Source organism: Microbacterium sp. LWH10-1.2 (assembly GCF_038397765.1).
Lineage (GTDB): Bacteria > Actinomycetota > Actinomycetes > Actinomycetales > Microbacteriaceae > Microbacterium > Microbacterium natoriense.
The window spans coordinates 2,576,258-2,602,263 of sequence record NZ_CP151638.1; the positions used below are offsets into that span (position 1 = coordinate 2,576,258).

19 protein-coding genes are annotated in these 26,006 nt (G+C 68.1%); 5 read left to right on the forward strand and 14 right to left on the reverse strand.

Annotation, left to right across the window (positions count from 1 at the left end):
• Positions 1 to 183 precede the first annotated feature (183 nt).
• The 7 genes from rpoC to MRBLWH10_RS12350 all read right to left on the reverse strand — a co-directional run bounded on the left by rpoC (position 184) and on the right by MRBLWH10_RS12350 (position 14,042).
• Positions 184 to 4,059, reverse strand: coding sequence for a DNA-directed RNA polymerase subunit beta' (rpoC, locus tag MRBLWH10_RS12320; protein WP_105672636.1), 3,876 nt, complete (start codon positions 4,057 to 4,059; stop codon positions 184 to 186).
• A gap of 86 nt (positions 4,060 to 4,145) precedes the next feature.
• On the reverse strand, positions 4,146 to 7,646 hold the full coding sequence (locus MRBLWH10_RS12325) for a DNA-directed RNA polymerase subunit beta (protein WP_105672635.1): 3,501 nt from the start codon (positions 7,644 to 7,646) through the stop codon (positions 4,146 to 4,148).
• A gap of 218 nt (positions 7,647 to 7,864) precedes the next feature.
• Positions 7,865 to 8,473, reverse strand: a complete 609-nt coding sequence (locus MRBLWH10_RS12330) for a hypothetical protein (protein ID WP_341940088.1) — start codon at positions 8,471 to 8,473, stop codon at positions 7,865 to 7,867.
• Positions 8,474 to 8,581: 108 nt separating this feature from the next.
• Positions 8,582 to 10,252 carry an ABC transporter ATP-binding protein gene (locus MRBLWH10_RS12335; protein ID WP_341940089.1) on the reverse strand — a complete coding sequence of 557 codons (1,671 nt, stop codon included), beginning with the start codon at positions 10,250 to 10,252 and terminating at the stop codon, positions 8,582 to 8,584.
• Positions 10,249 to 11,199, reverse strand: a complete 951-nt coding sequence (locus MRBLWH10_RS12340) for an ABC transporter permease (protein ID WP_105676079.1) — start codon at positions 11,197 to 11,199, stop codon at positions 10,249 to 10,251. Before MRBLWH10_RS12340 ends, MRBLWH10_RS12335 begins: the two co-directional genes overlap by 4 nt.
• Positions 11,200 to 11,233: 34 nt before the next feature.
• On the reverse strand, positions 11,234 to 12,238 hold the full coding sequence (locus MRBLWH10_RS12345) for an ABC transporter permease (RefSeq protein ID WP_105676077.1): 1,005 nt from the start codon (positions 12,236 to 12,238) through the stop codon (positions 11,234 to 11,236).
• 130 nt (positions 12,239 to 12,368) lie between these two features.
• The gene (locus MRBLWH10_RS12350) at positions 12,369 to 14,042 is read right to left on the reverse strand and encodes an ABC transporter substrate-binding protein (protein ID WP_105676075.1); all 1,674 of its coding nucleotides are present in this window, start codon (positions 14,040 to 14,042) and stop codon (positions 12,369 to 12,371) included.
• A 171-nt stretch (positions 14,043 to 14,213) separates the two neighbouring features.
• Between MRBLWH10_RS12350 and MRBLWH10_RS12355 the strand changes: the two genes are divergently transcribed.
• On the forward strand, positions 14,214 to 15,134 hold the full coding sequence (locus tag MRBLWH10_RS12355; RefSeq protein WP_341940091.1) for a sugar kinase: 921 nt from the start codon (positions 14,214 to 14,216) through the stop codon (positions 15,132 to 15,134).
• A 223-nt stretch (positions 15,135 to 15,357) separates the two neighbouring features.
• Here MRBLWH10_RS12355 and MRBLWH10_RS12360 read toward each other — a convergent pair whose 3' ends face one another.
• Genes MRBLWH10_RS12360 through MRBLWH10_RS12380 form a run of 5 tightly spaced genes read right to left on the reverse strand, consistent with a single transcriptional unit; the run spans position 15,358 to position 20,816 of the window.
• Positions 15,358 to 16,221, reverse strand: a complete 864-nt coding sequence (locus tag MRBLWH10_RS12360) for a MurR/RpiR family transcriptional regulator (protein ID WP_105676071.1) — start codon at positions 16,219 to 16,221, stop codon at positions 15,358 to 15,360.
• A 14-nt stretch (positions 16,222 to 16,235) separates the two neighbouring features.
• Positions 16,236 to 17,705, reverse strand: a complete 1,470-nt coding sequence (locus tag MRBLWH10_RS12365; RefSeq protein ID WP_341940092.1) for a glycoside hydrolase family 3 N-terminal domain-containing protein — start codon at positions 17,703 to 17,705, stop codon at positions 16,236 to 16,238.
• Positions 17,702 to 18,535: a carbohydrate ABC transporter permease gene (locus tag MRBLWH10_RS12370; RefSeq protein WP_341940093.1), complete on the reverse strand. Its 834-nt coding sequence runs from the start codon at positions 18,533 to 18,535 to the stop codon at positions 17,702 to 17,704. Before MRBLWH10_RS12370 ends, MRBLWH10_RS12365 begins: the two co-directional genes overlap by 4 nt.
• The gene (locus MRBLWH10_RS12375) at positions 18,532 to 19,500 is read right to left on the reverse strand and encodes a sugar ABC transporter permease (RefSeq protein ID WP_223587013.1); all 969 of its coding nucleotides are present in this window, start codon (positions 19,498 to 19,500) and stop codon (positions 18,532 to 18,534) included. Before MRBLWH10_RS12375 ends, MRBLWH10_RS12370 begins: the two co-directional genes overlap by 4 nt.
• A 14-nt stretch (positions 19,501 to 19,514) precedes the next feature.
• Entirely contained in the window at positions 19,515 to 20,816 is a 1,302-nt protein-coding gene (locus tag MRBLWH10_RS12380; protein ID WP_105676062.1) for a sugar ABC transporter substrate-binding protein, read from the reverse strand.
• A 143-nt stretch (positions 20,817 to 20,959) separates the two neighbouring features.
• On the opposite strand from MRBLWH10_RS12380, the gene MRBLWH10_RS12385 reads away from it, so the two are divergent.
• The 4 genes from MRBLWH10_RS12385 to MRBLWH10_RS12400 all read left to right on the forward strand — a co-directional run bounded on the left by MRBLWH10_RS12385 (position 20,960) and on the right by MRBLWH10_RS12400 (position 24,658).
• Positions 20,960 to 22,216 (forward strand): LCP family protein, encoded by a 1,257-nt coding sequence (locus MRBLWH10_RS12385; protein WP_341940094.1) that lies wholly within the window; start codon positions 20,960 to 20,962, stop codon positions 22,214 to 22,216.
• A 60-nt stretch (positions 22,217 to 22,276) separates the two neighbouring features.
• Positions 22,277 to 23,137, forward strand: a complete 861-nt coding sequence (locus MRBLWH10_RS12390; RefSeq protein WP_341940095.1) for a fused MFS/spermidine synthase — start codon at positions 22,277 to 22,279, stop codon at positions 23,135 to 23,137.
• 433 nt (positions 23,138 to 23,570) lie between these two features.
• Positions 23,571 to 24,098 (forward strand): hypothetical protein, encoded by a 528-nt coding sequence (locus MRBLWH10_RS12395; RefSeq protein WP_105676056.1) that lies wholly within the window; start codon positions 23,571 to 23,573, stop codon positions 24,096 to 24,098.
• 71 nt (positions 24,099 to 24,169) lie between these two features.
• Positions 24,170 to 24,658, forward strand: coding sequence for a SprT-like domain-containing protein (locus MRBLWH10_RS12400; protein ID WP_105676054.1), 489 nt, complete (start codon positions 24,170 to 24,172; stop codon positions 24,656 to 24,658).
• A 19-nt stretch (positions 24,659 to 24,677) separates the two neighbouring features.
• On the opposite strand, the gene MRBLWH10_RS12405 is transcribed toward MRBLWH10_RS12400, so the two are convergent.
• Together MRBLWH10_RS12405 and MRBLWH10_RS12410 are read right to left on the reverse strand one after the other, a co-directional pair.
• Complete coding sequence (locus MRBLWH10_RS12405) at positions 24,678 to 25,097, reverse strand: DUF3054 domain-containing protein (protein WP_105676052.1); 420 nt, start codon at positions 25,095 to 25,097, stop codon at positions 24,678 to 24,680.
• Between the two features lie 120 nt (positions 25,098 to 25,217).
• A complete protein-coding gene (locus MRBLWH10_RS12410) occupies positions 25,218 to 25,874 on the reverse strand; it encodes a 2-phosphosulfolactate phosphatase (RefSeq protein ID WP_341940096.1) in 657 nt (218 codons plus the stop codon).
• Positions 25,875 to 26,006 lie beyond the last annotated feature (132 nt).

Below are 26,006 nucleotides of genomic sequence, written 5' to 3' on the forward strand. Positions count from 1 at the left end.
GGATCGGGGGCACGTGAGGCGACGATTCTCGACCCCTCACGATGCGCGGCGCACGAAGAAGGCCCCGGGCGAATCGCCCGGGGCCTTCTCACTCACTCAACACGTCAGTTGCTTCGCGACTCCGTCGCTCGACAACCTCAATCGGCTCGGCCGGACGAGCACGCTCGCCGGCTCTCGCCTCGATCAGTTGTACGTGCCCGGCGTGATGTCGTCCGTCGAGAACGCGTCGAAGTCGACGTAGCCGAAGTCGCCGTCCGCGTACGCGCCGTCGGATGCGAAGATCCGGTTCGGGTAGCGCTCGCTCTTGGCTTCCTCGGTGGCCTCGACCGTGACGTCGCGGTACTTCGAGAGACCGGTTCCGGCGGGGATGAGCTTACCGATGATGACGTTCTCCTTGAGACCGACCAGCGGGTCGCGCTTGCCCTCCATGGCGGCCTGCGTGAGCACGCGTGTCGTCTCCTGGAAGGATGCGGCAGACAGCCACGACTCCGTCGCGAGCGACGCCTTCGTGATACCCATCAGCTCCGGACGGCCCGACGCGGGGCGCTTGCCCTCTGCCACAGCCTCGCGGTTGATCGCCTGGTAGCGCTTGAGGTCGACCATCTCACCCGGCAGCAGGGTCGTGTCGGCGTGATCGACGACGGTGACCTTGCGGAGCATCTGACGGACGATGACCTCGATGTGCTTGTCGTGGATCGGCACACCCTGCGAGCGGTACACACCCTGGACGCCGTTGACGAGGTAACGCTGCACCTCGCGGGCGCCCATGACGCGCATGACCTCCTTGGGGTCGAGCGTGCCCACCAGGATCGGCTGACCGACCGTGACGTGCTGCCCGTCCTCGACGAGGAGGGTCGCGCGGCGCAGGACCGGGTAGACCACTGCCTCGTCGCCGTTGTCGGGCGTGAGGATGACCTTCTTGGCCTTGTCGGTCTCGTCGATCGTGATGCGTCCATCGGCCTCGGCGATCGGCGACGCACCCTTGGGGGTACGAGCCTCGAAGAGCTCCTGGACACGGGGCAGACCCTGGGTGATGTCATCCGCCGATGCCGAACCACCGGTGTGGAACGTACGCATCGTCAGCTGGGTACCGGGCTCACCGATCGACTGGGCCGCGATGATGCCGACGGCCTCGCCGATGTCGACGGTCTTGCCGGTCGCGAGCGAGCGGCCGTAGCACTGCGCGCAGACACCGACAGCGGAGTCGCAGGTCAGGACCGAGCGCACCTTGATGGTCTCGACACCCGCCGCGACCAGCTTGTCGATGAGCACGTCGCCCACGTCGTCGCCCGCGGAGGCGAGGACCTCGCCGGCCGCGTTCACGACGTCGGAGGCCAGCGTACGGGCGAACACCGAGTTCTCGACGTTCGCGTCGCGCACCAGCTCACCCTGCGAGTTGGCAGCGGCGATCGGGAGCTCGAGGCCCTTCGACGTGCCACAGTCCTCTTCGCGGATGATGACGTCCTGCGAGACGTCCACCAGACGACGGGTCAGGTAACCCGAGTCGGCGGTACGCAGAGCGGTGTCGGCCAGACCCTTACGGGTACCGTGCGTCGCGATGAAGTACTCCGCCACCGACAGACCCTCGCGGTACGAGGAGATGATCGGACGCGGGATGATCTCACCCTTGGGGTTGTTCACCAGGCCTCGCATACCCGCGATGTTGCGGATCTGCAGCCAGTTACCACGGGCGCCCGAAGACACCATGCGGTTGATGGTGTTGTCCTCAGGGAAGTTCGCCTTCATCGCGGCCTGGACCTCGTCGGTCGCCTCAGTCCAGATCTTGATGAGCTCCTGGCGACGCTCCGAGTCGGTCGTGAGACCCTTCTCGTACTGCGACTGGACCTTCGCGGCCTGCTTCTCGTAGCCCGCGACGATCTCCGCCTTGTTCGGCGGCGTGAGGATGTCGCTCAGGGCGACGGTCACACCGGAGCGCGTGGCCCAGTAGAAGCCGGCGTCCTTGATGCGGTCCAGCGACGCAGCCGTCTCGACCTTGGGGTACTCCTCGGCCAGCTTGTTGACGATCTGCGACAGCTTGTTCTTGTCAGCCTGCTCGCGGACGAACGGGTAGCCCTTGGGCAGCGTGTCGTTGAAGATCGCCTGACCCAGCGAAGCGTCGACGAGACCGTGACGCTCGTAGCCCTCGGGAGCGTCGCCCTCGAGGAACGTCAGACCGGGGATGCGGATGCGGACCTTGGCCTGCAGGTCGAGGGTGCCCTCGTCCTTCGCCAGGATCGCCTCGCCCACCGAACCGAATGCACGACCCTCACCGGCTGCGCCCTCCTTGACCGTGGTCAGGTGGTGCAGACCGATGATCATGTCCTGCGAAGGCAGGGTCACCGGGCGGCCGTCGGACGGCTTCAGGATGTTGTTCGACGCGAGCATCAGCACGCGGGCCTCGGCCTGAGCCTCGACCGACAGCGGCAGGTGCACAGCCATCTGGTCACCGTCGAAGTCGGCGTTGAACGCCGCGCAGACGAGCGGGTGCAGCTGGATGGCCTTACCCTCGACGAGCTGAGGCTCGAACGCCTGGATGCCGAGACGGTGCAGGGTGGGTGCACGGTTGAGCAGCACCGGACGCTCGCGGATGATCTCCTCGAGCACGTCCCAGACCTCGGGACGGGTGCGCTCGACGGCGCGCTTGGCCGCCTTGATGTTCTGCGAGTGACCGAGGTCGATCAGGCGCTTGATCACGAACGGCTTGAAGAGCTCCAGAGCCATCTGCTTGGGCAGACCGCACTGGTGCAGCTTCAGCTGCGGGCCGACGATGATGACCGAACGGCCGGAGTAGTCGACGCGCTTGCCGAGCAGGTTCTGGCGGAAGCGACCCTGCTTGCCCTTCAGCATGTCGCTGAGGGACTTCAGGGCGCGGTTGCCGGTACCGGTGACCGGGCGACCACGGCGACCGTTGTCGAACAGTGCGTCGACGGCCTCCTGCAGCATCCGCTTCTCGTTGTTGACGATGATCTCGGGGGCGCCGAGGTCGATCAGACGACGAAGACGGTTGTTGCGGTTGATCACACGACGGTAGAGGTCGTTGAGGTCGGAGGTCGCGAAGCGGCCACCGTCGAGCTGCACCATCGGGCGCAGCTCCGGCGGGATCACCGGGACGACGTCGAGGACCATGGCGGCCGGGCTCATGCCGGTCTCCAGGAACGAGTTGACGACCTTCAGGCGCTTGATCGCGCGGATCTTGCGCTGACCCTTGCCCTCGGAGATCTGCAGGTGCAGGTTCTCAGCCTCGGCCGCGAGGTCGAAGGCCGCCAGGCGGCGCTGGATCGACTCGGCGCCCATGTAGGCCTCGAAGTACTGGCCGAAGCGGTCCTGCAGCTCGTGGAAGACGTCGTCCTCGGGGCGGAGTGCGCCGACCTCGAGCGTGCGGAAGTCCTCCCACACGCGCTCGAGCTTGGCGATCGCCTCGTCGGCACCCTTGCGGATGAGCGACATCTCCTTCTCGGCGGCGTCCTTGACCTTCTTCTTGACGTCGGCCTTGGCGCCCTCCGCCTCGAGAGCGGCGAGCTCCTCCTCCAGCTTCGCAAGGCGCTCCGCGATCTTCGAATCGCGGCGGTCGCCGAGCGTCTTCAGCTCGAGGCGGATGTTGTTCTCCTGCGTGCCCAGGTCGCGGTGACGAGCATCCTCGTCGACCGAGATGACCATGTAGGCGGCGAAGTAGATGACCTTCTCGAGGTCCTTCGGCGCCATGTCGAGCAGGTAGCCGAGACGCGAGGGCACACCCTTGAAGTACCAGATGTGCGTGACGGGCGCGGCGAGCTCGATGTGGCCCATGCGCTCACGACGGACGGAGCTCTTGGTGACCTCCACGCCGCAGCGCTCGCAGACGATGCCCTTGAAGCGGACGCGCTTGTACTTGCCGCAGGCGCACTCCCAGTCGCGGGAGGGGCCGAAGATCTGCTCTCCGAAGAGACCGTCCTTCTCCGGCTTCAGGGTGCGGTAGTTGATGGTTTCGGGCTTCTTGACCTCACCGTACGACCACGCGCGGATGTGGTCCGCAGTGGCCAGGCCGATGCGAAGCTCGTCGAAAGTGTTTGACTCGAGCACAAATTCTCCTGTGTAGGAATTCTTCTGAAGAAATCGGGGAGGTGGGCCGCTGCCCTGGCGTGACGCTCAGGGCAGCGGCCAGAACCTTAGATCTCGTCGATCGAGGCGGCCTCGAAGCGGCTGGAGATGTTGATTCCGAGCTCCTCCGCTGCGCGGAAGGCCTCGTCGTCGGTGTCGCGGAGGTTGACAGCCGTGCCGTCCGCCGAGAGGACCTCGACGTTCAGGCAGAGCGACTGCATCTCCTTCATGAGCACCTTGAAGGACTCGGGGATGCCGGGCTCCTGGATGTTCTCGCCCTTGACGATCGCCTCGTACACCTTGACGCGGCCGAGGATGTCGTCGGACTTGATCGTGAGGAGCTCCTGGAGCGCGTACGCGGCGCCGTAGGCCTCGAGGGCCCACACCTCCATCTCACCGAAGCGCTGTCCACCGAACTGCGCCTTACCACCGAGCGGCTGCTGGGTGATCATCGAGTACGGACCCGTCGAACGCGCGTGGATCTTGTCGTCGACCAGGTGGTGGAGCTTCAGGATGTACATGTAGCCCACCGAGATCGGCGCCGGGAACGGCTCGCCGGAGCGACCGTCGAACAGCTGCGTCTTGCCGCTCGAGTCGATCAGGCGCACGCCGTCGCGGGTCGGGGTGGTCGCGTCGAGAAGACCTGCGATCTCCTCCTCGCTCGCACCGTCGAACACCGGGGTGGCGACCTTGGTGCCGGGGGCGGCCTCGAACGCGTCCTTCGGGAGCTTCACAGCCCACTCCGGAGTGCCTTCGACCTTCCAGCCCTGCTTCGCGATCCAACCGAGGTGGGTCTCCAGGACCTGGCCGAAGTTCATTCGACCGGGGATGCCCAGCGGGTTCAGGACGATGTCGACCGGAGTTCCGTCCGCGAGGAACGGCATGTCCTCGATCGGGAGGATCTTCGCGATGACGCCCTTGTTGCCGTGACGGCCGGCGAGCTTGTCGCCCTCGGTGATCTTGCGCTTCTGGGCGATGTAGACCACGACGCGGCGGTTGACGCCGGAGCCGAGCTCGTCGTCGCCGTCCTCGGCGTTGAACTCCTTGACGGCGATGATCGTGCCCTGCTCGCCGTGGGGCACCTTCAGGGAGGTGTCACGGACCTCGCGGCTCTTCTCGTTGAAGATCGCGCGGAGCAGACGCTCCTCGGCCGACAGCTCGGTCTCGCCCTTCGGCGTGACCTTGCCGACGAGGATGTCGCCGGGGCGGACCTCGGCGCCGATGCGGATGATGCCGCGCTCGTCGAGGTCCTTCAGGAGCTCGGGGCTGACGTTGGGGAGGTCACGGGTGATCTCCTCCTTGCCCAGCTTCGTGTCGCGGGCGTCGACCTCGTACTCCTCGATGTGGATCGAGGAGAGGGTGTCGTCCTTCACCAGGTCCTGGCTGAGGATGATCGCGTCCTCGAAGTTGTAGCCCTCCCACGTCATGAATGCGACGAGGAGGTTCTTTCCGAGTGCCAGCTCACCGTTCTCGGTGGCGGGGCCATCGGCGATGACCTCTCCGACCTCGACGCGCTCACCGGCGTTGACGACGACCTTCTGGTTGTACGACGTGCCCTGGTTGGAGCGGTCGAACTTGCGCAGGTGGTACTCCTGCGTTCCGCCCTCGTCGAGCATGACGACGACGCGGTCCGCGGAGACCTCGGTGACGACACCGGCCTTCTCGGCGGTGAGCACGTCACCGGCGTCGATGGCCGTGTAGCCCTCCATACCGGTTCCGACGAGCGGCGAGTCGCTGCGCAGCAGCGGCACAGCCTGACGCTGCATGTTGGCGCCCATGAGTGCGCGCTGTGCGTCGTCGTGCTCGAGGAACGGCACGAGCGAGGTCGCGACCGACACCATCTGGCGCGGCGAGACGTCGATGTAGCCGATCTCCTCGGGCAGGAAGAGATCCACCTCGCCCGAGCCGCCCTTGGGGCGTGCGAGGACGTGGCTCTCGCGGAAGCGGCCGTTCTTGTCGAGCGGGGCGTTCGCCTGCGCGATGTTGAAGTCGACCTCTTCGGATGCCGTGAGGTAGTCGATGCGATCGGTGACGACGCCACCCTCGACCTTGCGGTACGGGGTCTCGATGAACCCGAACGAGTTGATGCGTGCGAACGTCGCGAGAGCACCGATCAGACCGATGTTCGGGCCTTCAGGGGTCTCGATGGGGCACATGCGGCCGTAGTGCGACGGGTGGACGTCACGGACCTCGACGCCTGCGCGGTCGCGGCTCAGACCACCGGGGCCGAGAGCCGAGAGACGGCGCTTGTTGGTCAGACCCGCGAGCGGGTTGTTCTGGTCCATGAACTGCGACAGCTGCGAGGTTCCGAAGAACTCCTTGATCGCGGCGACGACGGGGCGCACGTTGATCAGGGTCTGCGGCGTGATGGCCTCGATGTCCTGCGTGGTCATGCGCTCGCGGACGACGCGCTCCATGCGGGACAGACCCGTGCGGACCTGGTTCTGGATCAGCTCGCCGACCGCGCGGATGCGACGGTTGCCGAAGTTGTCGATGTCGTCGGTGGCGATGCGGATCTCGGCCTGCTTGCCGCCGCGGATGCCGTCGAAGCTCTCGACGCCTGCGTGGATACGCACCAGGTACTTGATCGTCGCGACGATGTCGGCGACGGTCAGCACCGAGTCGGTGAGCGGAGCGTCGAGACCCAGCTTGTGGTTGATCTTGTAGCGACCCACCTTGGCCAGGTCGTAGCGCTTCGGGTTGAAGTAGAAGTTGTCCAGGAGCGCGCGGGCGGCCTCGGCGGCGACCTGCTCGCCCGGACGGAGCTTCCGGTAGATGTCGCGGAGCGCGTCTTCCTTGGTGACGATGGTGTCCTTCGCCAGGGTCTCCTCGATGGAGGGGAAGCCGGCGAACTCGGCGAGGATCTCCTCGCTGGTCAGGCCGAGGGCCTTGAGGAAGACGGTGACCGACTGCTTGCGCTTGCGGTCGATGCGGACGCCGACCTGGTCGCGCTTGTCGATCTCGAACTCGAGCCATGCACCACGGCTCGGGATCACGCGCGCAGACACGATGTCCTTGTCGGACGTCTTGTCGGGGGTCTTGTCGAAGTAGACACCGGGCGAACGGACGAGCTGCGACACGACGACGCGCTCGGAGCCGTTGATGATGAACGTGCCCTTGTCGGTCTGCAGCGGGAAGTCGCCCATGAAGACCGTCTGGGTCTTGATCTCACCCGTGAGGTGGTTCATGAACTCGGCCTCGACGTACAGCGGGGCGGCATACGTCTTGCCGCGCTCCTTGCACTCCTCGATCGAGTACTTCTCCGGCTCGAGGTACGGGTTCGTGAACGAGAGCTGCATCGTCTCGCCGAGGTCCTCGATCGGGGAGATCTCCTCGAAGATCTCTCCGAGGCCCGAGATCTCGTTGACGTCGGTGCGCCCCTCGGCCTTCGCCTCGGCGACGCGCGCCTTCCAGGCGTCGTTGCCGACGAGCCATCCGAACGACTCCGTCTGCAGAGCGAGCAGGTCGGGGACAGTCAGCGTGTCGGAGATCTTGGCGAACGAGAGGCGGGATGCTCCGCGTCCGTTCTTGGTGGTGGTGGATGTGGATGCGTTGCGAGCAGCAGCCAAGGGAATAACCTCCGTGAGCCCCGCAGGGCTTCTCGATTCCTTTGTCGTCAGGTGGAGTTCGCGCTCTGAAGCTCAACGAATGCCGACCACCATATGAGGGCACGGAGAAGCGAGCGCAACTACCAACTATACGTGCGATTCCACGACATGGCAAGTCAAATCCTTGACCAATTCCGGATGCTGCGGTATTGGCATCCGCTCCCGTGCTCAGGCGAGGGTCAGGACCACTTCCACGAGGCGAGCACCGACTCGGCGAGCGCGACCCGATCGGCCTGGGCGACCGTGCTGTTGAACGAGAACGTGACGACGAAGGTCGCCTCGTCATTGCTCAGGTAGTACTGCTCCATGGCCGCGGTCACGCCGCCGCCGGACATCTCCGCCGACAGGTGCGCGGCCTCAGAGCCCGCGATGGTCTGACGGGGGTTCACCGTGACATTCGATGCGCCCGCGGCCTTCAGCTCGGCGACGCCCGCGGACTCGACCTGGTCGGCGGTGACCACACCGGCCGGCGACTTCACGACGTTCATGTTGTCGGCGAAGCCGTCGGCATCCGCCACGTCGGCGACGATGCTGTCCGGCGTGAAGTTGGGGATCTCCTGCGTGGGCACCGACCACCCCTCGGGGGCGTTGAAGGTGTACGCGGATCCCGTGATCACGGGGCCCGTCGACGGCGTGGCGCTCAGCTCGGAGGCGCCTGAGCCCGAGGACTCGGATGCCGACGCCGACGGCTTGTCGGAACTCGCAGGGGCGGGGATGGCCGACGAGCACCCGGTGAGCGCGAGCGACGCGGCGAGCAGGACGGCGGCGGAGCGGAGCGGGGTGCGCATGCCGCTCAGCCTATCCACAGGATCCGACACCCGCCTGGTGCCGATGCGGAAGACCCCCTGCCGCGACCGACGTTCCGGGGCGACAGGGGGTCTTCGAGAGCGAGCCTTTCAGGACGCGATGTTGAGCTCGTTGCCCGGGATGGACGCGAGCAGGCGCCGCGTGTACGGATCGCGAGGGTTCGTGAAGATCTCCTCCGAGGAGGCCGCCTCCACGAGCGAGCCGTCCTTCATCACGCACACGTAGTCGCTGATGAGCCGCACCACCGCGAGGTCGTGCGAGATGAACAGATAGCTCAGGCCGTACTCGCTCTGGAGGTCGCGCAGCAGCGTGAGCACCTGGTCCTGCACCAGCACGTCCAGCGCCGACACCGGCTCGTCGCACACGATGAGATCCGGCGAGAGCGCGAGCGCCCTCGCGATCGCGACGCGCTGACGCTGACCGCCCGAGAGCTCCGACGGGTACCGCCGCAGCATCGACTGCGGCAGTGCGACGTCGTCGAGGAGCTGGCGGACGCGCTTGCGGCGATCAGCGCCGCTGCCCCTCCGGTAGAAGTCGAGGGGCTCGGCGATCAGGCGCTCGATCGTGAACATCGGGTTCAGGCTCGAGTACGGGTCCTGGAAGATCGGCTGCACCCGCTGGCGGAAGTCGCGCGTCTCCGCCTTGCTCAGAGACGACACGTCCTTTCCCTCGAAGCGGATCAGGCCGCTCGTCGGCTCGATCACCTTCAGCAGCATCCTCGCCGTCGTCGTCTTGCCCGACCCCGACTCGCCCACGATGGCGACCGTCTCCCCCCGCGGGATCGCGAGCGAGACGTCGTTCACCGCCACGAAGTCCTCGCCCCGACCGCGGACGGGGTAGACCTTCGTGAGGTTCTCGATCTCGACGATGTTGTCCACAGGAGCCGACTCCGCCTCTGCCTCCTCCTCGCGCTCCTTCGCGGCGGACACGAAGGCCTCGGGCCGCAGCCGTGCCGCGGCCACGGAGGGCGCGGCCTTCACCAGGGACTGCGTGTACGGATGCTGGGGATCCTCGAGGATCTGCCGCGCCGGCCCCTGCTCGACGACCCGGCCCCTGTGCATCACGACGACCCGCTCGGCCCGCTCGGCCGCGAGGCCGAGGTCGTGCGTGATGAGCAGCACGGCGGTGCCGAGCTCGCGCGTCATCGCCCCGATCTGGTCGAGGATCGTCTGCTGCACCGTCACGTCGAGGGCGCTGGTTGGTTCGTCGGCGATCAGCAGGCGGGGGTTGCACGCGAGGCCGATCGCGATCAGCGCGCGCTGCCGCATGCCGCCGGAGAACTCGTGCGGATACTGCTTCGCCCGCCGCTCCGGGTCGGGGAGACCAGCCGCGGTGAGCGCCTCGACGACCTTCGCCTGCACGTTCTGCCTGTTCGCGAGACCGTGCGCGAGCAGCGTCTCGGCGACCTGCGTGCCGATCTTCGCGACCGGGTTCAGGTTCGACATCGGATCCTGAGGCACCAGGCCGATGTCCCGTCCGCGGATCTTGCGCAGTTCGTGCTCCGGTGCGTGTCCGATCTCCTTGCCGTCGAGTCGGATCGTGCCGCTGGCGATGCGCCCTCCGCCGGCGAGCAGGCCGATGATGGCCATCGCCGTCGTCGACTTGCCCGACCCGGACTCCCCCACGATCGCGACGGTCTCACCCGCCGCGATGTCGAGATCGACGCCCTCGACGGCGTGCACGACGCCGTCCATGGTCGAGAAGTCGACGGCCAGTCCCTCGACGGTGAGCAGCGGCTGTCTCTGGTTCAGATCGTTCATCGTGCCCTCGTCCTCGGGTCCATGGCCTCACGCAGGGCCTCGCCGAACAGTGTGAAGCCGAGCGCGGTGATCGCGATGCAGATGCCGGGGAAGAACGCCAACCACGGTGCGATCGCCAGTTCGTCCTGCGCGTAGGTGAGCATGCGGCCCCACTCCGCCGTCTCGGGGCGTCCGCCGCCAAGTCCGAGGAACGAGAGCGCTGCCGCGTCGATGACGGCGGTGGCGAGCGTCAGGGTGCCCTGCACGATCACCGGCCCGATCGCGTTCGGCAGCACGTGCGACATGGTGATCCGACCGCGGCCGAGTCCGAGCGTCTGCGCCGAGAGGACGTAGTCGCTCGATCGCTGCTGGAGCATCGACGCCCGCAGCAGACGGGCGAAGATCGGCACGTTCGCCGCACCGATCGCGATCATCACGGCGAACGGCGTCTGCCCGAGGATCGCGGCGATCGAGACCGCGAGCAGCAGGTTCGGCACCGACAGGATGATGTCGACGAAGCGCATGATGAGCGTGTCGACCCACCCGCCGAACGTGCCGGCCAGGAGGCCGAGCAACATGCCGCCGGCGAGACCCATCACGGTGGAGATGACGCCGACGAGCAGCGACGCCTGGGCGCCCCAGATGAGCTTGGAGAGCACGTCTCCGCCGAAGCGGTCGAGCCCGAGCGGGAATTGCGCCAGCTCCCCCGGTCCGGGGATGTGCGTCGGCGTGATGAACTTCGCACCGGGCAGGGCCGTCTCCGGGTACGGAGCGAGGATGGGCGCGAGGGCGGCGACCAGCAGGAACAGCAGGACGATGCCGGCGCCGATCCAGGCGGTCGGATTGCGGCGGATGCGGCGGAACACGTCGCGCCAGAAGCCGCCGGGTCCGTCCTTGAGGTCCGCCTGGGCGATCGCGACGGTGTCGATGATCTCGCCGCCCTGGGCGGGTGGGAGTGCGACGCTCATGACGTCACCTCATTTCGGATGCTGAGCCGGGCCATCACTGCACCCGCACTCTCGGATCGATGAAGCTGTACGACACATCGACCGCGAGGTTGATGAGCGCGTACGCGATCGCGATGAAGATGATGAACCCCTGGAGGACGGGGAAGTCCCTGGTGAAGATCGCCCTCGCGAGGAACGATCCGATGCCGGGGAAGGCGAACACCGTCTCGGTGAGCACCGCGCCGGAGATCAGCAGACCGGTCTGCAGGCCGATCGTCGTGATCACCGGGAGCATGGCGTTGCGCAGGATGAACCGGTTGCGCAGCGTCGAGGATCCGACGCCCTTCGCACGACCCGTGCGCACGTAGTCCGCGTTCTGCACCTCCAGGACACTCGCCCTGGTGATGCGCACGATGATCGCGAGCGGGATGGTGCCGAGGGCGAGGGCGGGCAGCACGAGATGCAGGATCGCATCCCAGGCGGCGTCGAACTCCCCCGTTATGAGGCCGTCCCACACGTAGAAGCCCGTGGGATGTGTCGCGTCGATCCGCGGGTTCTGACGCCCGTCCGAGGGGAGCCAGCCCAGCTGCACCGCGAAGACGTACTTCAGGATGAAGGCCAGGAAGAACACCGGGATGGTGATGCCGACGAGGCTCAGGACGACCGAGGCGTGGTCGCTCAGCTTGCCGTGGCGGCGGGCCGCCCAGTAGCCGAGCGGGACGCCGACGCCCACCGCGAAGATGAGCGCCATCACGCTGAGCTCGATGGTCGCGGGGAAGCGACGGAAGAACTCCTCGACGACCGGTCGGTTCGTCTGGATGGAGGTGCCGAAGTCTCCCTGCAGGAGACGGCCGACCCAGACGAAGTACTGCTCGATGAGCGGTCGGTTGAAGCCGTACAGCTCGTTGACTCTGGCGATGGCCTCCGGGGTCGCCTTCTCACCGAGAAGAGCGACGGCGGGGCCGCCGGGAAGGGCCCTGACCCAGGCGAACAGCAGGATGCTGAGGCCGATCAGGGTGGGGATGAGGAACAGCAGTCGCCTGCCGATGGTGCGCAGCACGAAGATCTCCTATCACCCGGTCGTCGAGCGAGCGAAGCGAGACGAAACGCAGCTTCCGCAGGTCTCTGCTGCTGCGTTTCGTCTCGTCGCTTCGCTCCTCGCTCAACGACCGGTTGTCGGCGTCAGCCCGTTACTTGGTGAGGACGATGTCCGTGAAGACCTCGTCGTTCACCGGGCTGGCCGGGTAGCTCTTCACGCGGGGATCGAACGCCAGGGTCGGCGCCGGGTGCGCGAGCGGGACACCGGGGATGAACTGCGCGACATCCTCGTTGATCTGCTCGTAGAGCTTGCTCTGCTCCTCGAGGTTGGAGACGCCGCGGGCATCTGCAAGCTTCTGGAACAGCTCGGGGTTGTCGAAGCCCCACTCGGAGCTCTTCTGTCCGAAGAAGACGCCGACGAAGTTGTCGGTGTCGTTGTAGTCGCCGGTCCAGCCGAGCAGGTGGATGCCGTGGTCGGACGTGCCGGTGGTGCGGTCGAGGTACTCGACCCATTCCTCGGACACCGGGGTGGTCTCGACGCCGACCTCCTTGAGCTGCGTGGACAGCACGGTGAAGATCTGCTCGGGGTCCGGCATGTACGGACGCGAGACGTTGACCGGGTAGTTGAAGGTCAGCTTGAGGGGGTTGGCCTCGGTGTAGCCGGCCTCGGCGAGCAGCGACTTCGCCTTCTCGGGGTCGAAGTCGTAGGTCGTGACGTCGGGGTTGTAGCCGTTGACGACCTCGGGGACGAACTCGATGGCCTTCTTGGTGCCCTCGGGGAGCACCTGGCTGATCAGCGCGTCCTTGTCGATCGCGTAGGAGAGCGCCTCGCGGACCTTCGGGTTCTGCAGCTCGGGCACCGCCTGGTTGAACGCCAGGTAGAGGATGGTGAACGGCGGACGGGCGACCATGGTGAAGCCGTCGTCGGAGAGCGCCTTCGTGTCAGCGGGGCCGACCAGGTCGTAGCCGTCGATCGAGCCGGACTCGAGCGCCTGGCGGCGTGCGGTCGGGTCGTCGATCGTGCGGAAGATGATCTCGTCGATCTGGCCCTTGTCGCCCCAATAGCCGTCGTACGACTTGAGCGTGACCTGCTCGCCCGGAGCCCACTCCTCGAACTGGTAGGGACCGGTGCCCACGGGGTGGCCCATGGCGTACTCGGAGAGCACGGGGGCCTCGGCGGATCCCGACACCTCGTCGGCGCCGAACTCCTTCAGCGCCGAGGGGCTCTGCATCGCGAACGCGGGCAGGGACAGCGAGGCGACGAAGCCGGCGAACGGCTTGTTCAGCTCGATCGTGACCTTGTCGTCGCCGTCGGGCGTGCAGGACTTGTAGACGGCGTCAGCCGCGGTGGAGGCGTAGCCGTGGAACAGCTTGTTGTAGTAGTAGCCGAAGGCCTCGGACGCGGCCAGGCCCGTCCAGTTGTACCAGCGGTCGAAGTTGACGCAGACGGCCTCGGCGTTGAACGGGGTGCCGTCCTGGAAGGTGACGTCCTTCTTGAGCGTGAACGTGTGGGACATGCCGTCGTCGGACGACTCCCACGACTCCGCGAGCAGCGGAGCCGGGTCTGCGGTGCCGGGCTTGGTGCCGACGAGACCCTCGAAGATCTGACGCGAGACGCGGAAGCTCTCGCCGTCCTGGGCGAAGGCGGGGTCGAGGCTCGCCGGGTCGGAGGACGCGGCGAAGACGAACGTGCCGTCGACGTCGCCGGAGGCGGTGTCGCCCTTGTCTCCGCGCTCGCTGGCGACGCAACCCGCCAGGACGAGAGCGGCGAGAGCGGCTCCGGTGACGGCGATGAGACCCCGCCGTCGTGTGACTGTGTGGTGCATGGTGTGACCTTCCCTGTTGGGGCGCTTCGTTGCGCGACCCGGGAGCCTCTTCGCCCCCGGACACGGTGATCCCTCGACGCTACCCAGCGAATCCATAGATGCCAAATGCTTGCAGGTTGCGATCCGGTATCGGACTCACGGGTGCCGGGGCGATCCGGTAGCGTCGGAGACGTGCCCGACACCTCTCCCCTCGCCGTCTGCGTCGGCGAGGGTCTGATCTCGCTCGTACCGGTCGCGGCGGCCCCGCTCGAGGACTGCAAGACCTTCCGCAGATCACTCGCCGGCGCCGAGTGGAACACCGCGATCGCCCTCGCCTCGGCGGGCATCCGCACCGCCGTCGTGTCGCGCGTCGGAGACGACGGCTTCGGTCGCTTCCTGCGCAGCGAGCTGCGCGACCACGGCGTCGACGACTCGGCGGTCGAGGTCGATCCCGACGCCCCGACCGGTCTCTACGTGAAGGAGCTGTCCCCGCTGCCCGACGGCTCGATCGACGGCACCATGCACTACTACCGGAAGGGCTCTGCGGCATCCGCTCTCTCCCCCGGCACCCTCGCGTCTCCGGCAGCATCCGCTCTGCTCGATCAGGCCGCGCTCGTACACACCTCGGGCATCACGCCCGCCCTCTCGGCGAGCGCCCGTGCCGCGCAGGACGCACTGTTCGACGCCCCACGGGGCGAGCGTCTGGTGAGCTTCGACGTGAACTGGCGCCCTGCGCTGTGGCGCGGGCGGGAAGACGAGGGAAAGGCCCTGATCGCCGCCTATGCACGGCGTTCCGACGTGCTGTTCTGCACCCGGCCGGATGCCGAGGCCGTGTTCGGCACCTCCGACCCTGAGCGCCTCCGCGAGCTGTTCCCCGAACCCCGATATCTGCTGGCGACGCACTCCCGCGGGGCCGAGGCCTTCGACGGATCGGAGCGCACGCACAGCGACGCCCTCGACGTCGCCGTCGTGGAGACGATCGGCGCCGGCGACGCGTTCGCGGCCGGGTTCCTGGCCGGCATCCTCACGGGCCTGTCACTCAGCGGCAGTCTCTCCCGCGCGCACCGCATCGCCACGCGCGCCCTGGCGAGCACGCGCGACCACGTCGACTGAGGCGCGTCGGACGACACCCCGTTTCGTCTCGTCGCTGCGCTCCTCGCTCAACGACCCGCGGAGGAGACGCCGCTCACCCCGCGGAGGAGACGGCGCCCACTCGACGGAGGGGAAGGCGCCCACCCCGCGGAGGTGACGCCGCCCGCTCCGCGAAGAAGAGCCCACACCCCGCGGGACGAGACCGCCGCGGTCGTTGAGCGAGCGCAGCGAGACGACACGCGGCTCAGCGCCCTCGGCGGGTCGCGGCGTCGTGCGTCAGCTGGAGCGGGATCACGACGGGCAGTCCGCGATGCTGCACGACCCTGACGAACAGGATGTCGACGAGCACGAGCTGTGCGATGCGGCTGGACATCGCCGCCATCCGGAAGGGCGACTCCTGCGCGTGGGTGAGCAGCACCACGTCGGCGGCGAGGGCGAGCGTCGACTCCTCGACGCTCGTGACGGCGACCGTGAGCGCGCCGGCATCCCTGGCGACCTCCACCGCGCGCACCACCTCGGCGGTCTCCCCGCCGTGCGAGAACGCGATCGCGACGTCGTCGGATGTGCGAAGGGACGCCGTGGTGAGTGCCAGATGCGGATCGGCGGAGTGCGCCACCGAGCAGCCGATCCGCGCGAGCTTCTGCTGCAGATCCTGCGCGGTGAGCGACGAGGCCGCCTGCCCGTAGACGTCGATGTGGCGAGCCGCCACGACCGCGCGCGCGACCCTGTCGAGCGCCTCGGCATCGACGCCCAGCGCCGTCTTCTCGATCGCGTCGATCTCCTGCGCGGCGATCTTCGCGCCGATCGCCGTGGGCCCGTCCTCCGGATCGATCGCCGTCGTGTCGAGGCCGAAGCGCGCCTGCTGGGCCTGCGCGAGGGTGATCGTGCGCGCGGCGGCGACCCGCAGCTCGCGATAGCCGCTGAAGCCCAGCGACTGCGCGAAGCGGGCGACCGTGGAGACCGAGGTGCGGCACAACTTCGCGAGGTCGTTGATCGCGAGGTCGACGACGAGCGTCGGGTCGCCCAGGATCGTGTCGGCGACCCTCGCTTCGGCGGCGCTCAACCGAGGAAGGGATCGCCGAACCAGTGCGAGAACGTCAGCGTCCACGGTGGCCTCCGCGCTCAGCCTACGCGGCCGAGCAGCGTCTCCCTGGCGATCAGAGCCCCGATGCGGCTCGCGGCTCCCACCTCGACGGTGGGCAGTGCCAGCGGGCGCTCGGCGGCCAGCCCGACGTTGACGGCGACGGCGGCCGCATCGCGCTGCGCTGCGCGCTCCACGAGGGCCCGCTGCGCCGGATCGGCGTCGGGACGGTCGACGAGGATCACCGTGGTGCCCTCGGCGGCGACCGCCGCGTCCAGCGCGGCATCCTGCTCCTCGACGCCGGTGCTCGCCACGTCGAGCCGCACCCGGTGGCCGTCGCCGGCCAGCGCTGCGGCGACATAGCCCGCAGCGCTGTCGACGGCGAGCGACGAGCGGCGGCGCGCATCGACGACGGAGAGAGCGGATGCCGGTGCGACGCCCGCGTCGGCGACGGCCCTGCGGACCACCTCGGCCGCGTCGAAGTCGGCGACCTGCACAGCATCCGCCTCCCGCAGTCTCGCGGCCAGCGCGGCGACGCGACCCGCCGCCTCACGGACCCGCTCCTCCGACAGCGAGCCGTCGCGGAGAGCGGCGACGATGCCGTCGCGCGCCGCGAGGAAGTCGCGGAGATCCTGGTCGGGAAGCGCGGCCTCGCCCGGGTTGGTCGGGTTTCCGATGCACAGCAGATCGGCCCCCGCGGCCAGGGCCTTGGCCGCTCCCCCGCCGATGCCGACGGTCTCGCGGATCGCGGCCATGTCGAGCGCATCGGTGATGATCACGCCTTCGAAGCCCATCTCGCGCAGCATCCCCAGGACCCGCGGGTTCAGGGTCGCCGGCTCCTCGCCCCACGCGGGGACGACGATGTGCGCGGTCATGATCGTGTCGACGCCGGCGGCGATCGCGGCGCGGAACGGCTCGAGGTGCACGCGCTCGAACTCCTCGACCGGCAGGGCGATCTCGGGAAGCGAATGATGCGAGTCGAGATGGGTGTCCCCATGACCGGGGAAGTGCTTGACGCAGGCCGCGACGGCGCCGTTCTGGATGCCGCGCACCTCCGCCACCGTGTGCCGGGAGACGAGCTGCTCGTCACTGCCGAAGGAGCGGACGCCGATCACGGGGTTGCGCGGGTCGGTGTTCACGTCGGCGACCGGTCCGAGGACGACGTTGCCGCCGATCGCACGCACGCGTCGTGCGAGCTCGGCGCCGGTGGCCTCGGTCGCCGCGACGTCGTCGAGGCGGCCGAGCTGAGCCGCCCCCGGAAGGGTCGAGCCCGTGGCCGTCTCGAGGCGGGTGACGCTGCCGCCTTCCTCGTCGATGCCGATCAGCGCGTCCGGTCGGGCGGCGAGGATCTCTTCGCTGAGGGAGGCGAGATCGTCGCTGATGTTCTGACCGAAGTAGACGACGCCGGCGAGACCATCGCGCAGCTCCTCCAGGAGCCACGCGGGGGCCGTCGTGCCGAAGAAGCCCGGCCAGAGCACGCCGTTGGCGAGGCGGGTGAGGTCGCCGCTCATCCCTTCACCGCTCCCGCCACCATGCCGGCCGAGAGGCGGCGCTGCACGATCACGAAGAAGATCATGACCGGGATGGTGATGATCGTCGACGCGGCCATGATGCTGCCCCAGTCGTTGGAGTGCAGGCCGAAGAACGACTTGAGTCCGATCGACACCGTGTACTGATCGGTCGCGCTGCCGAGGATCGTCATGGCGAAGATGAACTCGTTCCACGCCGTGATGAAGCTGAAGATGCTCGTCGCGACGAGGCCGGGCATGACCAGCGGCAGCAGGATCGAGCGGAACATCCGCCACCAGCTCGCACCGTCGATGTACGCGGCCTCCTCGAGCTCGACCGGGACCGCGGCGACGAAGCCGCGCAGCATCCAGATGCCGAAGGCGAGCGACAGCGCCACGTAGACGACCATCAGACCCAGGATGCTGTTGAGCAGCCCGAGGCTCTTGACCTGGAGGAACAGCGGGATGACGAGCGCCTCGAGCGGCACCATCTGCACCACGAGGATCATCATGAGGATGGTGGTGCGGAACTTGAAGCGGAACCGGGCGACGGCGACCGCCGCGAGCAGGCAGACCAGCGCGCTGACGAGGACGGTGACCAGTGCCACGATCGCCGAGTTGCGCAGGTAGGTGCCGAAGCCGCCGTCGGTGAGGACGAAGGCGAAGTTGTCGAACGTGAACTCCTGCGGCAGCAGCGACTGCCCGCCGCTCGATGCCTTCTTGTCCAGGGCGCTGGAGACCATCCAGTACACCGGGAACAGGGTGAAGATCAGGACGGCGGCGATCGCGACGCCTGTGCCGACCCTCGACATGACAGACCGACGGGAGCTCACAGCTCGTCCTCCTTCATGAGGGAGCGGATGTACACGATCGTGATGCCGATCAGCACGAGGGTCAGCAGCACAGCGAGGGCAGCGCCGAACCCGTACTTGTTCTGACCGAAGGACTCGACGTACGACCACACGCCGAGGTTGAGCACGGAGCGGTTGCCTCCGTTTCCGCCGGGCATCAGGTACACCTGAGCGAAGACCTTGAAGTCCCAGATCGTCGACAGGATGATGACGACCGAGAACACGGGCTTGAGCGTCGGGAAGACGATCTGCCAGAACCGGCGCCAGGCGTTCGCACCGTCGAGGGCGGCGGCCTCGAGCATCTCCTTCGAGACGCCGAGGAGTCCGGCCAGCACCGTGATCGCGACGAACGGGAAGCCGTGGTGCACGACGTTGAGGAGGACGATGGCGTAGAACGACCACTGGTTCGTGAACCAGTTGACGGGCTCGTCGATCAGCCCGAGGTCCTGCAGGACTGCGTTGAAGATGCCGCGGTCGGCATCGAAGATGAAGGTCCAGACGTAGGTGCCGGTCACCGCGGGCATCGCCCAGGCGACCATGATGCAGCTGGAGACGATGGTGCGCCACACCGGGCCGAGCTTCGCGAGCAGCAGGGCGACGAGCGTGCCGACGGCGACGGTGACGAACACCGCGACGGCGGCGAAGCCGACCGTGTTCGGCAGCACGACGGTCCACAGCTGCGGGTCGCTGAGCGCCTTCGCGTAGTTCTCGAGGCCGATCCAGTTCTGCTCGCCGGTGTTGATCTCGCGCAGACCGTAGTCCTGCAGCGAGAAGAGGAACACCTGCACGAGGGGCCACAGCATGAGCACCGCGAGGATGATCAGGCCGGGAGCGAGAAGAAGCCACGGGCGGGCCTTCACCAGGGAGAACCCGCGCGGCCTGCCGGCCACGGAGGCGGAGGAGGACTCCGCCTTCGTGGCCGGCAGCGGTGCTTGCACCATCGACATGGAGGGAGACTTTCCTACTGGTTGAGGAGCTCGGTCATCTCGGCAGCGGCATCCTTCGTCGCCGTGGCGACGTCCTTCTGCCCGCTGAGGATGGCCTGGATCATCGAGTTGGTGGTCTTCTTCGCCTGCACGGCACCGAAGTTCGGGGTGACGGGCACGGATGCACCGCCCTCGACCATCTGCTGCGCGAACGGGGCGACCAGCGGGTCGGTCGAGGCGAGGGCCTCTTCCATCGCCGACTGCACGCCGGGGAAGTAGCCGGTCTCCTGCGACCACTGCTCGGCGAACTTGCCGGTGGTCATGAGCTGGACGAACTTCCAGGCGAGGTCGGCGTTCTTGGTCGTGTTGAAGATCGACAGGTGCGAGCCGCCGAGCACGGAGGGGGCGATACCGCCGTCCTTGCCCGGGATGACCGCGGCGCCGATCTTGCCGTCGAGCTCGGGGTTGGCCTCGATGAGGGCCTTGGGGGTCCAGGAGCCCGAGAGCATCATGGCGACGTTGCCCTGGGTGAAGGCGTCGCGGAGGTCCGTCTCCTTCCAGGTCGTGGCGCCGGCCGACGAGAAGCCGTGCTTCGTCGCGAGGTCGGTGTAGAACTCGATCCCCTCCTGGGACTTCTTGCTGTCGAGCTCGCTGGTCCACGTCTTGCCGTCGAGGGTCGCGACCTCTCCGCCCGCGCCCCAGACCCAGGGGTAGACCTGGAACTCGGCGTCACCCGGAACCGGGAAGGGCAGCATGTCGGGCTTGGCGGCCTTGATGGCCTCGCCGGCGGCGACGATGTCGTCCCAGTTCTTCGGAGCGTCGAGACCGAGCTCCTCGAAGACGTCCGTGCGGTACACGAGCGAGCGGACGCCGGCGTACCACGGCATGCCGTAGAGCTCGCCGTCGTAGGTGCCCGCGACCTTGAGGCCCTCGACGAGGTCCTTGTCGAGGCCCTTCTCGGCGGCGACGTAGTCGTCGATGGGCAGCAGTGCGCCGGCATCGGCGAACTCGGCGGTCCAGGTGGTGCCGGTCTCGGCGATGTCGGGGGTCGTCTGTCCGGCGATCGAGGTCACGAAGCGGTCGTGCGCATCCGCCCACTGGACCTCTTCGATCTTGACCGTCGCGCCGGTCTCCTTCTTGAACTCCTTGGAGACGGCGTCGTAGAAGGCGGTCGAGTCGGGGTTGGTGCCCTTCATGATCCAGACGGTGAGCTCCTTGCCCTTTCCGTCGACGGATCCGCCATCACTGGAGCCGGTTCCTCCACCGCTCGAGCAGGCTGCAAGGCCCAGGGTGGCCACGGCGCCCAGCGCCACAGCCGAGAGAATGCGCTTGTGCATCAGGGATCTCCTCTTTGAAACGTCCTGGCGGCATCGGGTGCTCACCAACTGAGATAAGTATCCACGACTAACTAATTCGCTGCAACTAATTCTCAAGATCGTCATCTCGTCGTGACACAAATTTCCAAAGGTAGGCTCAGCCCATGCGCCGTCCCCACGACAGCACCGACCGCTCGACCGTCGCACGTCACGCCCATCTGCCCTCCCCCTCTCGCCTCTCCGTCGGGCTCAAGCTGACCGGCATCGCCCTGAGCGTCGTGCTCGTATCGGCGATCGCCGTGGCCGGATACCTCGTCGCCGACTTCGCGAACCGCATCGGCGACGGCGCCGTCGTCCTCGAGGGCGCCCCCACGGTCGCACCACCCGCTCTCGGCCCCTATCCTGCGGACAAGTCGTTCGACATCCTCGTCGTCGGCACGGACGAATGCGGGGAGATCTCGAAGCAGTACCTCGCCGAGCGCTGCGAGAAGGTCGACGACGGCATCCGCAACGACGTGAACCTCCTCGTACATGTCTCCGCCGAACCGCGGAACGTCACGGTGGTGTCCTTCCCGCGCGACCTCATGGTCAAGGTGCCGTCCTGCACGAGAGAAGACGGCTCCACTGCGCCCTCCTCCCCCAAGGTCGCCTTCAACAGCCTGTTCGACCGCGCCGGCGTCTCCTGCATCGTGAAGACCGTCTCCGAGCTCAGCGGCATCCCCATCGGGTTCGCCGCCAAGATCAGCTTCGACGGTGTGATCGAGATCACCGACGCGATCGGCGGCGTCGAGGTCTGCGTCGCGGGCAAGGGCATCCGCGATTCGCAGGCCGGCATCAACCTGCCGCCGGGCACCCACACGGTGTCGGGCCCGGACGCTCTCGCGTTCATCCGCACCAGGCACGGCGTCGGCGACGAGAGCGACCTCGCCCGCATCTCGAACCAGCAGCAGTACATGTCGCGTCTGGCGAAGAAGATCCTCAGCGCCGAGACGCTCACCGATCCGGCGAAGGTGCTGCGCCTGGCGACCACCGTCGCCGACAACATCGTCCCCAGCGAATCGCTCAACAACGCGCTCACGCTGACGCAGCTCGGCCTCGCCCTGAAGGACGTGCCGTTCTCGGACTTCGTGTTCGTGCAGTTCCCCAACGGAGCAGACCCGACGGACAGCAACAGGGTCGTTCCCGACGAAGCCGCCGCCGAGCAGCTCTGGCAGGCGCTGATCGCTGGGCAGCCGATCGCCCTCTCCGGCGACGTGGCGACGAACTCCGGCGTCGAGCTGGTCACCCCGGCGCCCACCACGCCTCCGGTCGAGACCGCGACGCCCACCGAGACTCCCGAGGTGCGCACGACGCTGCCCCCGGAGATCTCGGGACAGTCCGTGGATCAGGAGACCTGCTCCAACGGCAGGCAGTCGAAGTGACCACGTGGGGGCGGAGCACGACCGCATAGGGCTCGGAGCACGACGGCGTAGTCTCGGAGCATGGGCAGGACGCGCGCACGAGACACCGAGCATCCGCAGGCCCGACTCGACCAGGGAGGCCTAGCCCGCATCGTGCCCTCGGAGTTCACGAGCGGGTTCGAGCTGATCGTCGACGACACCCCGCAGTCGCACGTCGATCCCGACGACCCGACGCATCTGCACTTCGAGTACATCGTGCGCATGGGCGCCGTGATCGACCAGCTGCCCGCTGGCGCGCTGACGGCCGTGCACCTGGGTGCGGGCGCCATGACGATCCCTCGCTACGTCGAGGCCACGCGGCCCGGCTCCCGTCAGCAGGTCATCGAGCTCGAGGGTCCGCTCGCGGCACTCGTGCGCGAGCACCTGCCGCTGCCCCGGGGCGCGGCGATCCGCGTGCGCATCGGCGATGCGAGGGCGGGCGTGCAGAAGCTGCCACCGGCGCTCACGGGCGCGTGCGACCTCGTCGTCTCCGACGTCTACTCCGGAGCGCAGACTCCCGCGCACCTCACGAGCGTCGAGTTCTACCGGGAACTGCGCGAGCTGCTGGCGCCATCCGGCGTGCTGCTCGTGAACGTGGCCGACGGACCGGGCCTCGCCTTCGCCCGACGCCAGGCCGCGACCGTCGCGGAGGTGCTCCCAGAGATCGGCATCCTCGCCGACACCCAGGTGCTCAAGGGCCGCCGCTTCGGCAACCTCGTGATCGCGGCATCCGCCACCCCGCTGCCCACCGAGTGGCTGCCGAGGATGCTCGCGGCGGGTCCGCATCCCGCGAAGATCGCCCAGGGCGCGGAGGTCGCCTCGTTCATCCAGGGCGCGAGAGTGGTGACCGACGCGGATGCCGTGGCATCCCCTCGCCCCGACGCCTCCCTCTTCCTGCGCTGACCCGCCGCCTTCACTCTCGCGGCACTTTGCCGGGCTGAGGGGTCAAAAAGCGTCCCCTCACGAGCCCCGCACCCAACACTTCATGACCCCTCACCCCGTGTGCCCCGCGCTCCCTTGCGCGAGAGGTCGCAACACGTCCCCTCACGAGCCCCGCACCCAACACTTCATGACCCCTCACGCACCGCGCGCAGCGCAAGTGGAGGTCAAGAAGCATCTCGCCCCTCCTGCCGTGGCCCTCTCGCCCCGTCATGCCCTCGCATACGTGAGGGTCAAAATGTGTCCCTTCGGGGGCCCAGCATTCAACGATCTTTGGCTCCTCAGCCCGGGCGGAGCACGACCTGCGGAATCGGATGCCGAGGAGCGGGGCGCGCCGCCCCCGCGACCGCGGCGAGGCCATGCAGACTGGAACGCGGGACGCTGCGGAAGGAGAGCAATGAGTTTCATCCGGGGATACGACCAGGACACCCTCCGCGAGCTGGTCGATCTCGATGAGTGCGAGACGAGGCTCGCCGAGATCGAGTATCAGCGCAGCCTTCCGGCTCTGCTGGAGCGCGTGTGGCTGCTGAAGGTGCTCGGACGCCTCGACGATGCGCTCGCGCTGGCGGACGAGGCCGTGCGCCAGGCCCGCATGGCCGGCACCCGCAAGGACGTTCTGCGCGCCCGCGTGCTGCACGCGACCGTCCTGCAGTTCCGCGGCGCCCACGCGGCGGCCGAACAGGAGCTCGCCACCTGCGCCGACGAGGCCGAAGGACAGCGGTGGCTGTCGATCGCCGCCTTCGCCCACCAGCACCACGGCAAGAACGCATACGAGGCCGAGGACTACGAGACCGCACGCGAGAGCTTCAAGAGGTCGCTCTTCCTGCGCCGCGAGGCCGGCGCCGAGGACCGCGAGCTGGAGACGGCGCTGCTCGCCATCGACGCGGCGGAGCGTCGTCGATCGACGCAGCTCGTCGCGGGCTGAATCCGCCCCTTCACCCTGACGCGGTGCGTCGCGCCGACCTCAACGTCCCCGGCATGGCTTAGCCTGGGCGCATGGCGGAACTCGACCGTGTGCGCGTCTGGGGCGAAGCACTGATCACGCTGCATCTCGATGACAGCTGGTCGTTCGGCTTCGACAATGCGAAGCGCCGTGCAGGACAGTGCGATTACACGAACAAACGGATCACCGTGTCGCGCTATCTCGCCGCGCGATTCGACGACGATGAGATCCATCAGGTGCTGCTGCACGAGGTGGCCCACGCGCTCGCCGGGCATCGAGCGGCGCACGGCCCGACCTGGAAGCGCGTCGCGCGCGATCTGGGCTACGTCGGCGGCACCACGCATCACGGCGAGACGGCGGTGGAACTCGCCCCCTGGGTCGGCACCTGCCCCGCAGGGCACGTGACCTATCGACACCGCCGTCCGACGCGTGCGACCTCGTGCGCCCGCTGCTCGCGGTCCTTCGACGCCCGGCATCAGTTCACCTGGACGCGACGCGAGATCACCGCCGACGTGCGGCTGGCGGCACAGTCCGCACGCTGACCGACGGCGGCCCGCGGGCTCAGACCGACGTCGGCTCCTCGGGGGCATCGGATGCCGCGGCATCCGTCGTGCTCTCCTGCACACCCCGCCTGCGACGCAACAGCGCGGCGAGCGCCCGCCATCCGACCAGGAAGACACCGAGCACGATCGTGGCGACGATGATGAACGGCACCTGCGCCGTATCGCCCGAGACCACCCGCAGCAGCATCCCGCCGGCCACGGTCACCACCCAGACGACGGCGCCCCACAGGATCGACCACGGCTTGCGCGGTCCGCTGCCCATCAGGGCGGCGAGGGCATGTCCGACGACGAGGGCGACGAGGAACGGCCAGGCCGTGAGGAGGAAGCCGATCGGACTCTCGCCATGGGACGCACGTCCGATCACGGCGAAGATCAGAACCAGCACGGCGTCGACGAGGAAGGCGGGGAGGTACCTCATGCCACGACCCTACGTCCGCGGCGGCGGATTCCTCGCCGGACGCACGGCCTGTTGAGGACTGCGACGTAGGGTCGCGCCGTGCGCCGCCACCCTACGTCGCGGCGGGGCGGATGCCGCGGCCTACTCGAACCGGACGAACAGGCCCTCGCGAAGAACAGGGACGACATCGCTCGAGTCCAGTGCCGCCGCCTCGGCGACGGACGCGGGACGGATGCCGGACTCCGCCATCCGTGCGGTGGAGGCCACGCCGATCTCCAGCTCTCGGGCGGAGCCGCTGGCGCTGAGCAGGTGGCCCAGAGCCCGCCGCAGCGCGCGGAAACCCTCGGCGGCGACGGCCGCATCCGGCGCGGTGTGATCGATGCCGAGGTCGGTGAGCGCGGCGATCACCGCCCCCGCCCCGAGCTGATCCTCCACCGCGAAGCGCAGCGACCCGTCGTCCGCCTTCTCGCCCGCCGCGATCACGGCGACCGAGGTGCGCGCCTGACGTCGCTCCTGCACGGTCTGCACGGCTCTCGCCACCGCCGAGGCGTTGCGCAGCCCGCCCACCAGGACGAGGGCGTCGCCCGCCGATGCGGCCACGGCGGCGCCGTTGCTCGACCACTCGACGGCGTCTGCGAGCGCGACGACGGTCCCCGACGCCACGGCATCCGGGAGCGTCGAGGAGAACCGCAGCACGTCGACCACCACGACGATGTCGGCCGGCGCCAGGCGGGCGAGCCCGGCGACACCCCACTCGTGGCGGACCTGGTAGGTGGACTGATCGAACGGCGAAGCCATCCGTCCAGCCTATGCGCCCCGGAGAGCGGGCCCGCCGCCCCAGGACGCAGTCCGCAGCCACGGGGTGCACGAAACGGACGCCTCCGCACCGCAGAGGCGTCCATCTCCGTCACCGGGGCTCCGCACGCGAGA

What these genes read in the sequence shown, in the direction of transcription:
- MRBLWH10_RS12395 (WP_105676056.1), top strand. Translation starts at nt 23,571, where the DNA reads ATGAGTTTCATCCGGGGATACGACCAGGACACCCTCCGCGAGCTGGTC.
- MRBLWH10_RS12390 (WP_341940095.1), top strand. Translation starts at nt 22,277, where the DNA reads ATGGGCAGGACGCGCGCACGAGACACCGAGCATCCGCAGGCCCGACTC.
- MRBLWH10_RS12365 (WP_341940092.1), bottom strand. Translation starts at nt 17,705, where the DNA reads ATGAGCGGCGACCTCACCCGCCTCGCCAACGGCGTGCTCTGGCCGGGC.
- MRBLWH10_RS12385 (WP_341940094.1), top strand. Translation starts at nt 20,960, where the DNA reads ATGCGCCGTCCCCACGACAGCACCGACCGCTCGACCGTCGCACGTCAC.
- MRBLWH10_RS12350 (WP_105676075.1), bottom strand. Translation starts at nt 14,042, where the DNA reads ATGCACCACACAGTCACACGACGGCGGGGTCTCATCGCCGTCACCGGA.
- MRBLWH10_RS12410 (WP_341940096.1), bottom strand. Translation starts at nt 25,874, where the DNA reads ATGGCTTCGCCGTTCGATCAGTCCACCTACCAGGTCCGCCACGAGTGG.
- MRBLWH10_RS12380 (WP_105676062.1), bottom strand. Translation starts at nt 20,816, where the DNA reads ATGCACAAGCGCATTCTCTCGGCTGTGGCGCTGGGCGCCGTGGCCACC.
- MRBLWH10_RS12335 (WP_341940089.1), bottom strand. Translation starts at nt 10,252, where the DNA reads ATGAACGATCTGAACCAGAGACAGCCGCTGCTCACCGTCGAGGGACTG.
- MRBLWH10_RS12400 (WP_105676054.1), top strand. Translation starts at nt 24,170, where the DNA reads ATGGCGGAACTCGACCGTGTGCGCGTCTGGGGCGAAGCACTGATCACG.
- MRBLWH10_RS12330 (WP_341940088.1), bottom strand. Translation starts at nt 8,473, where the DNA reads ATGCGCACCCCGCTCCGCTCCGCCGCCGTCCTGCTCGCCGCGTCGCTC.
- MRBLWH10_RS12405 (WP_105676052.1), bottom strand. Translation starts at nt 25,097, where the DNA reads ATGAGGTACCTCCCCGCCTTCCTCGTCGACGCCGTGCTGGTTCTGATC.
- MRBLWH10_RS12375 (WP_223587013.1), bottom strand. Translation starts at nt 19,500, where the DNA reads ATGTCGATGGTGCAAGCACCGCTGCCGGCCACGAAGGCGGAGTCCTCC.
- MRBLWH10_RS12340 (WP_105676079.1), bottom strand. Translation starts at nt 11,199, where the DNA reads ATGAGCGTCGCACTCCCACCCGCCCAGGGCGGCGAGATCATCGACACC.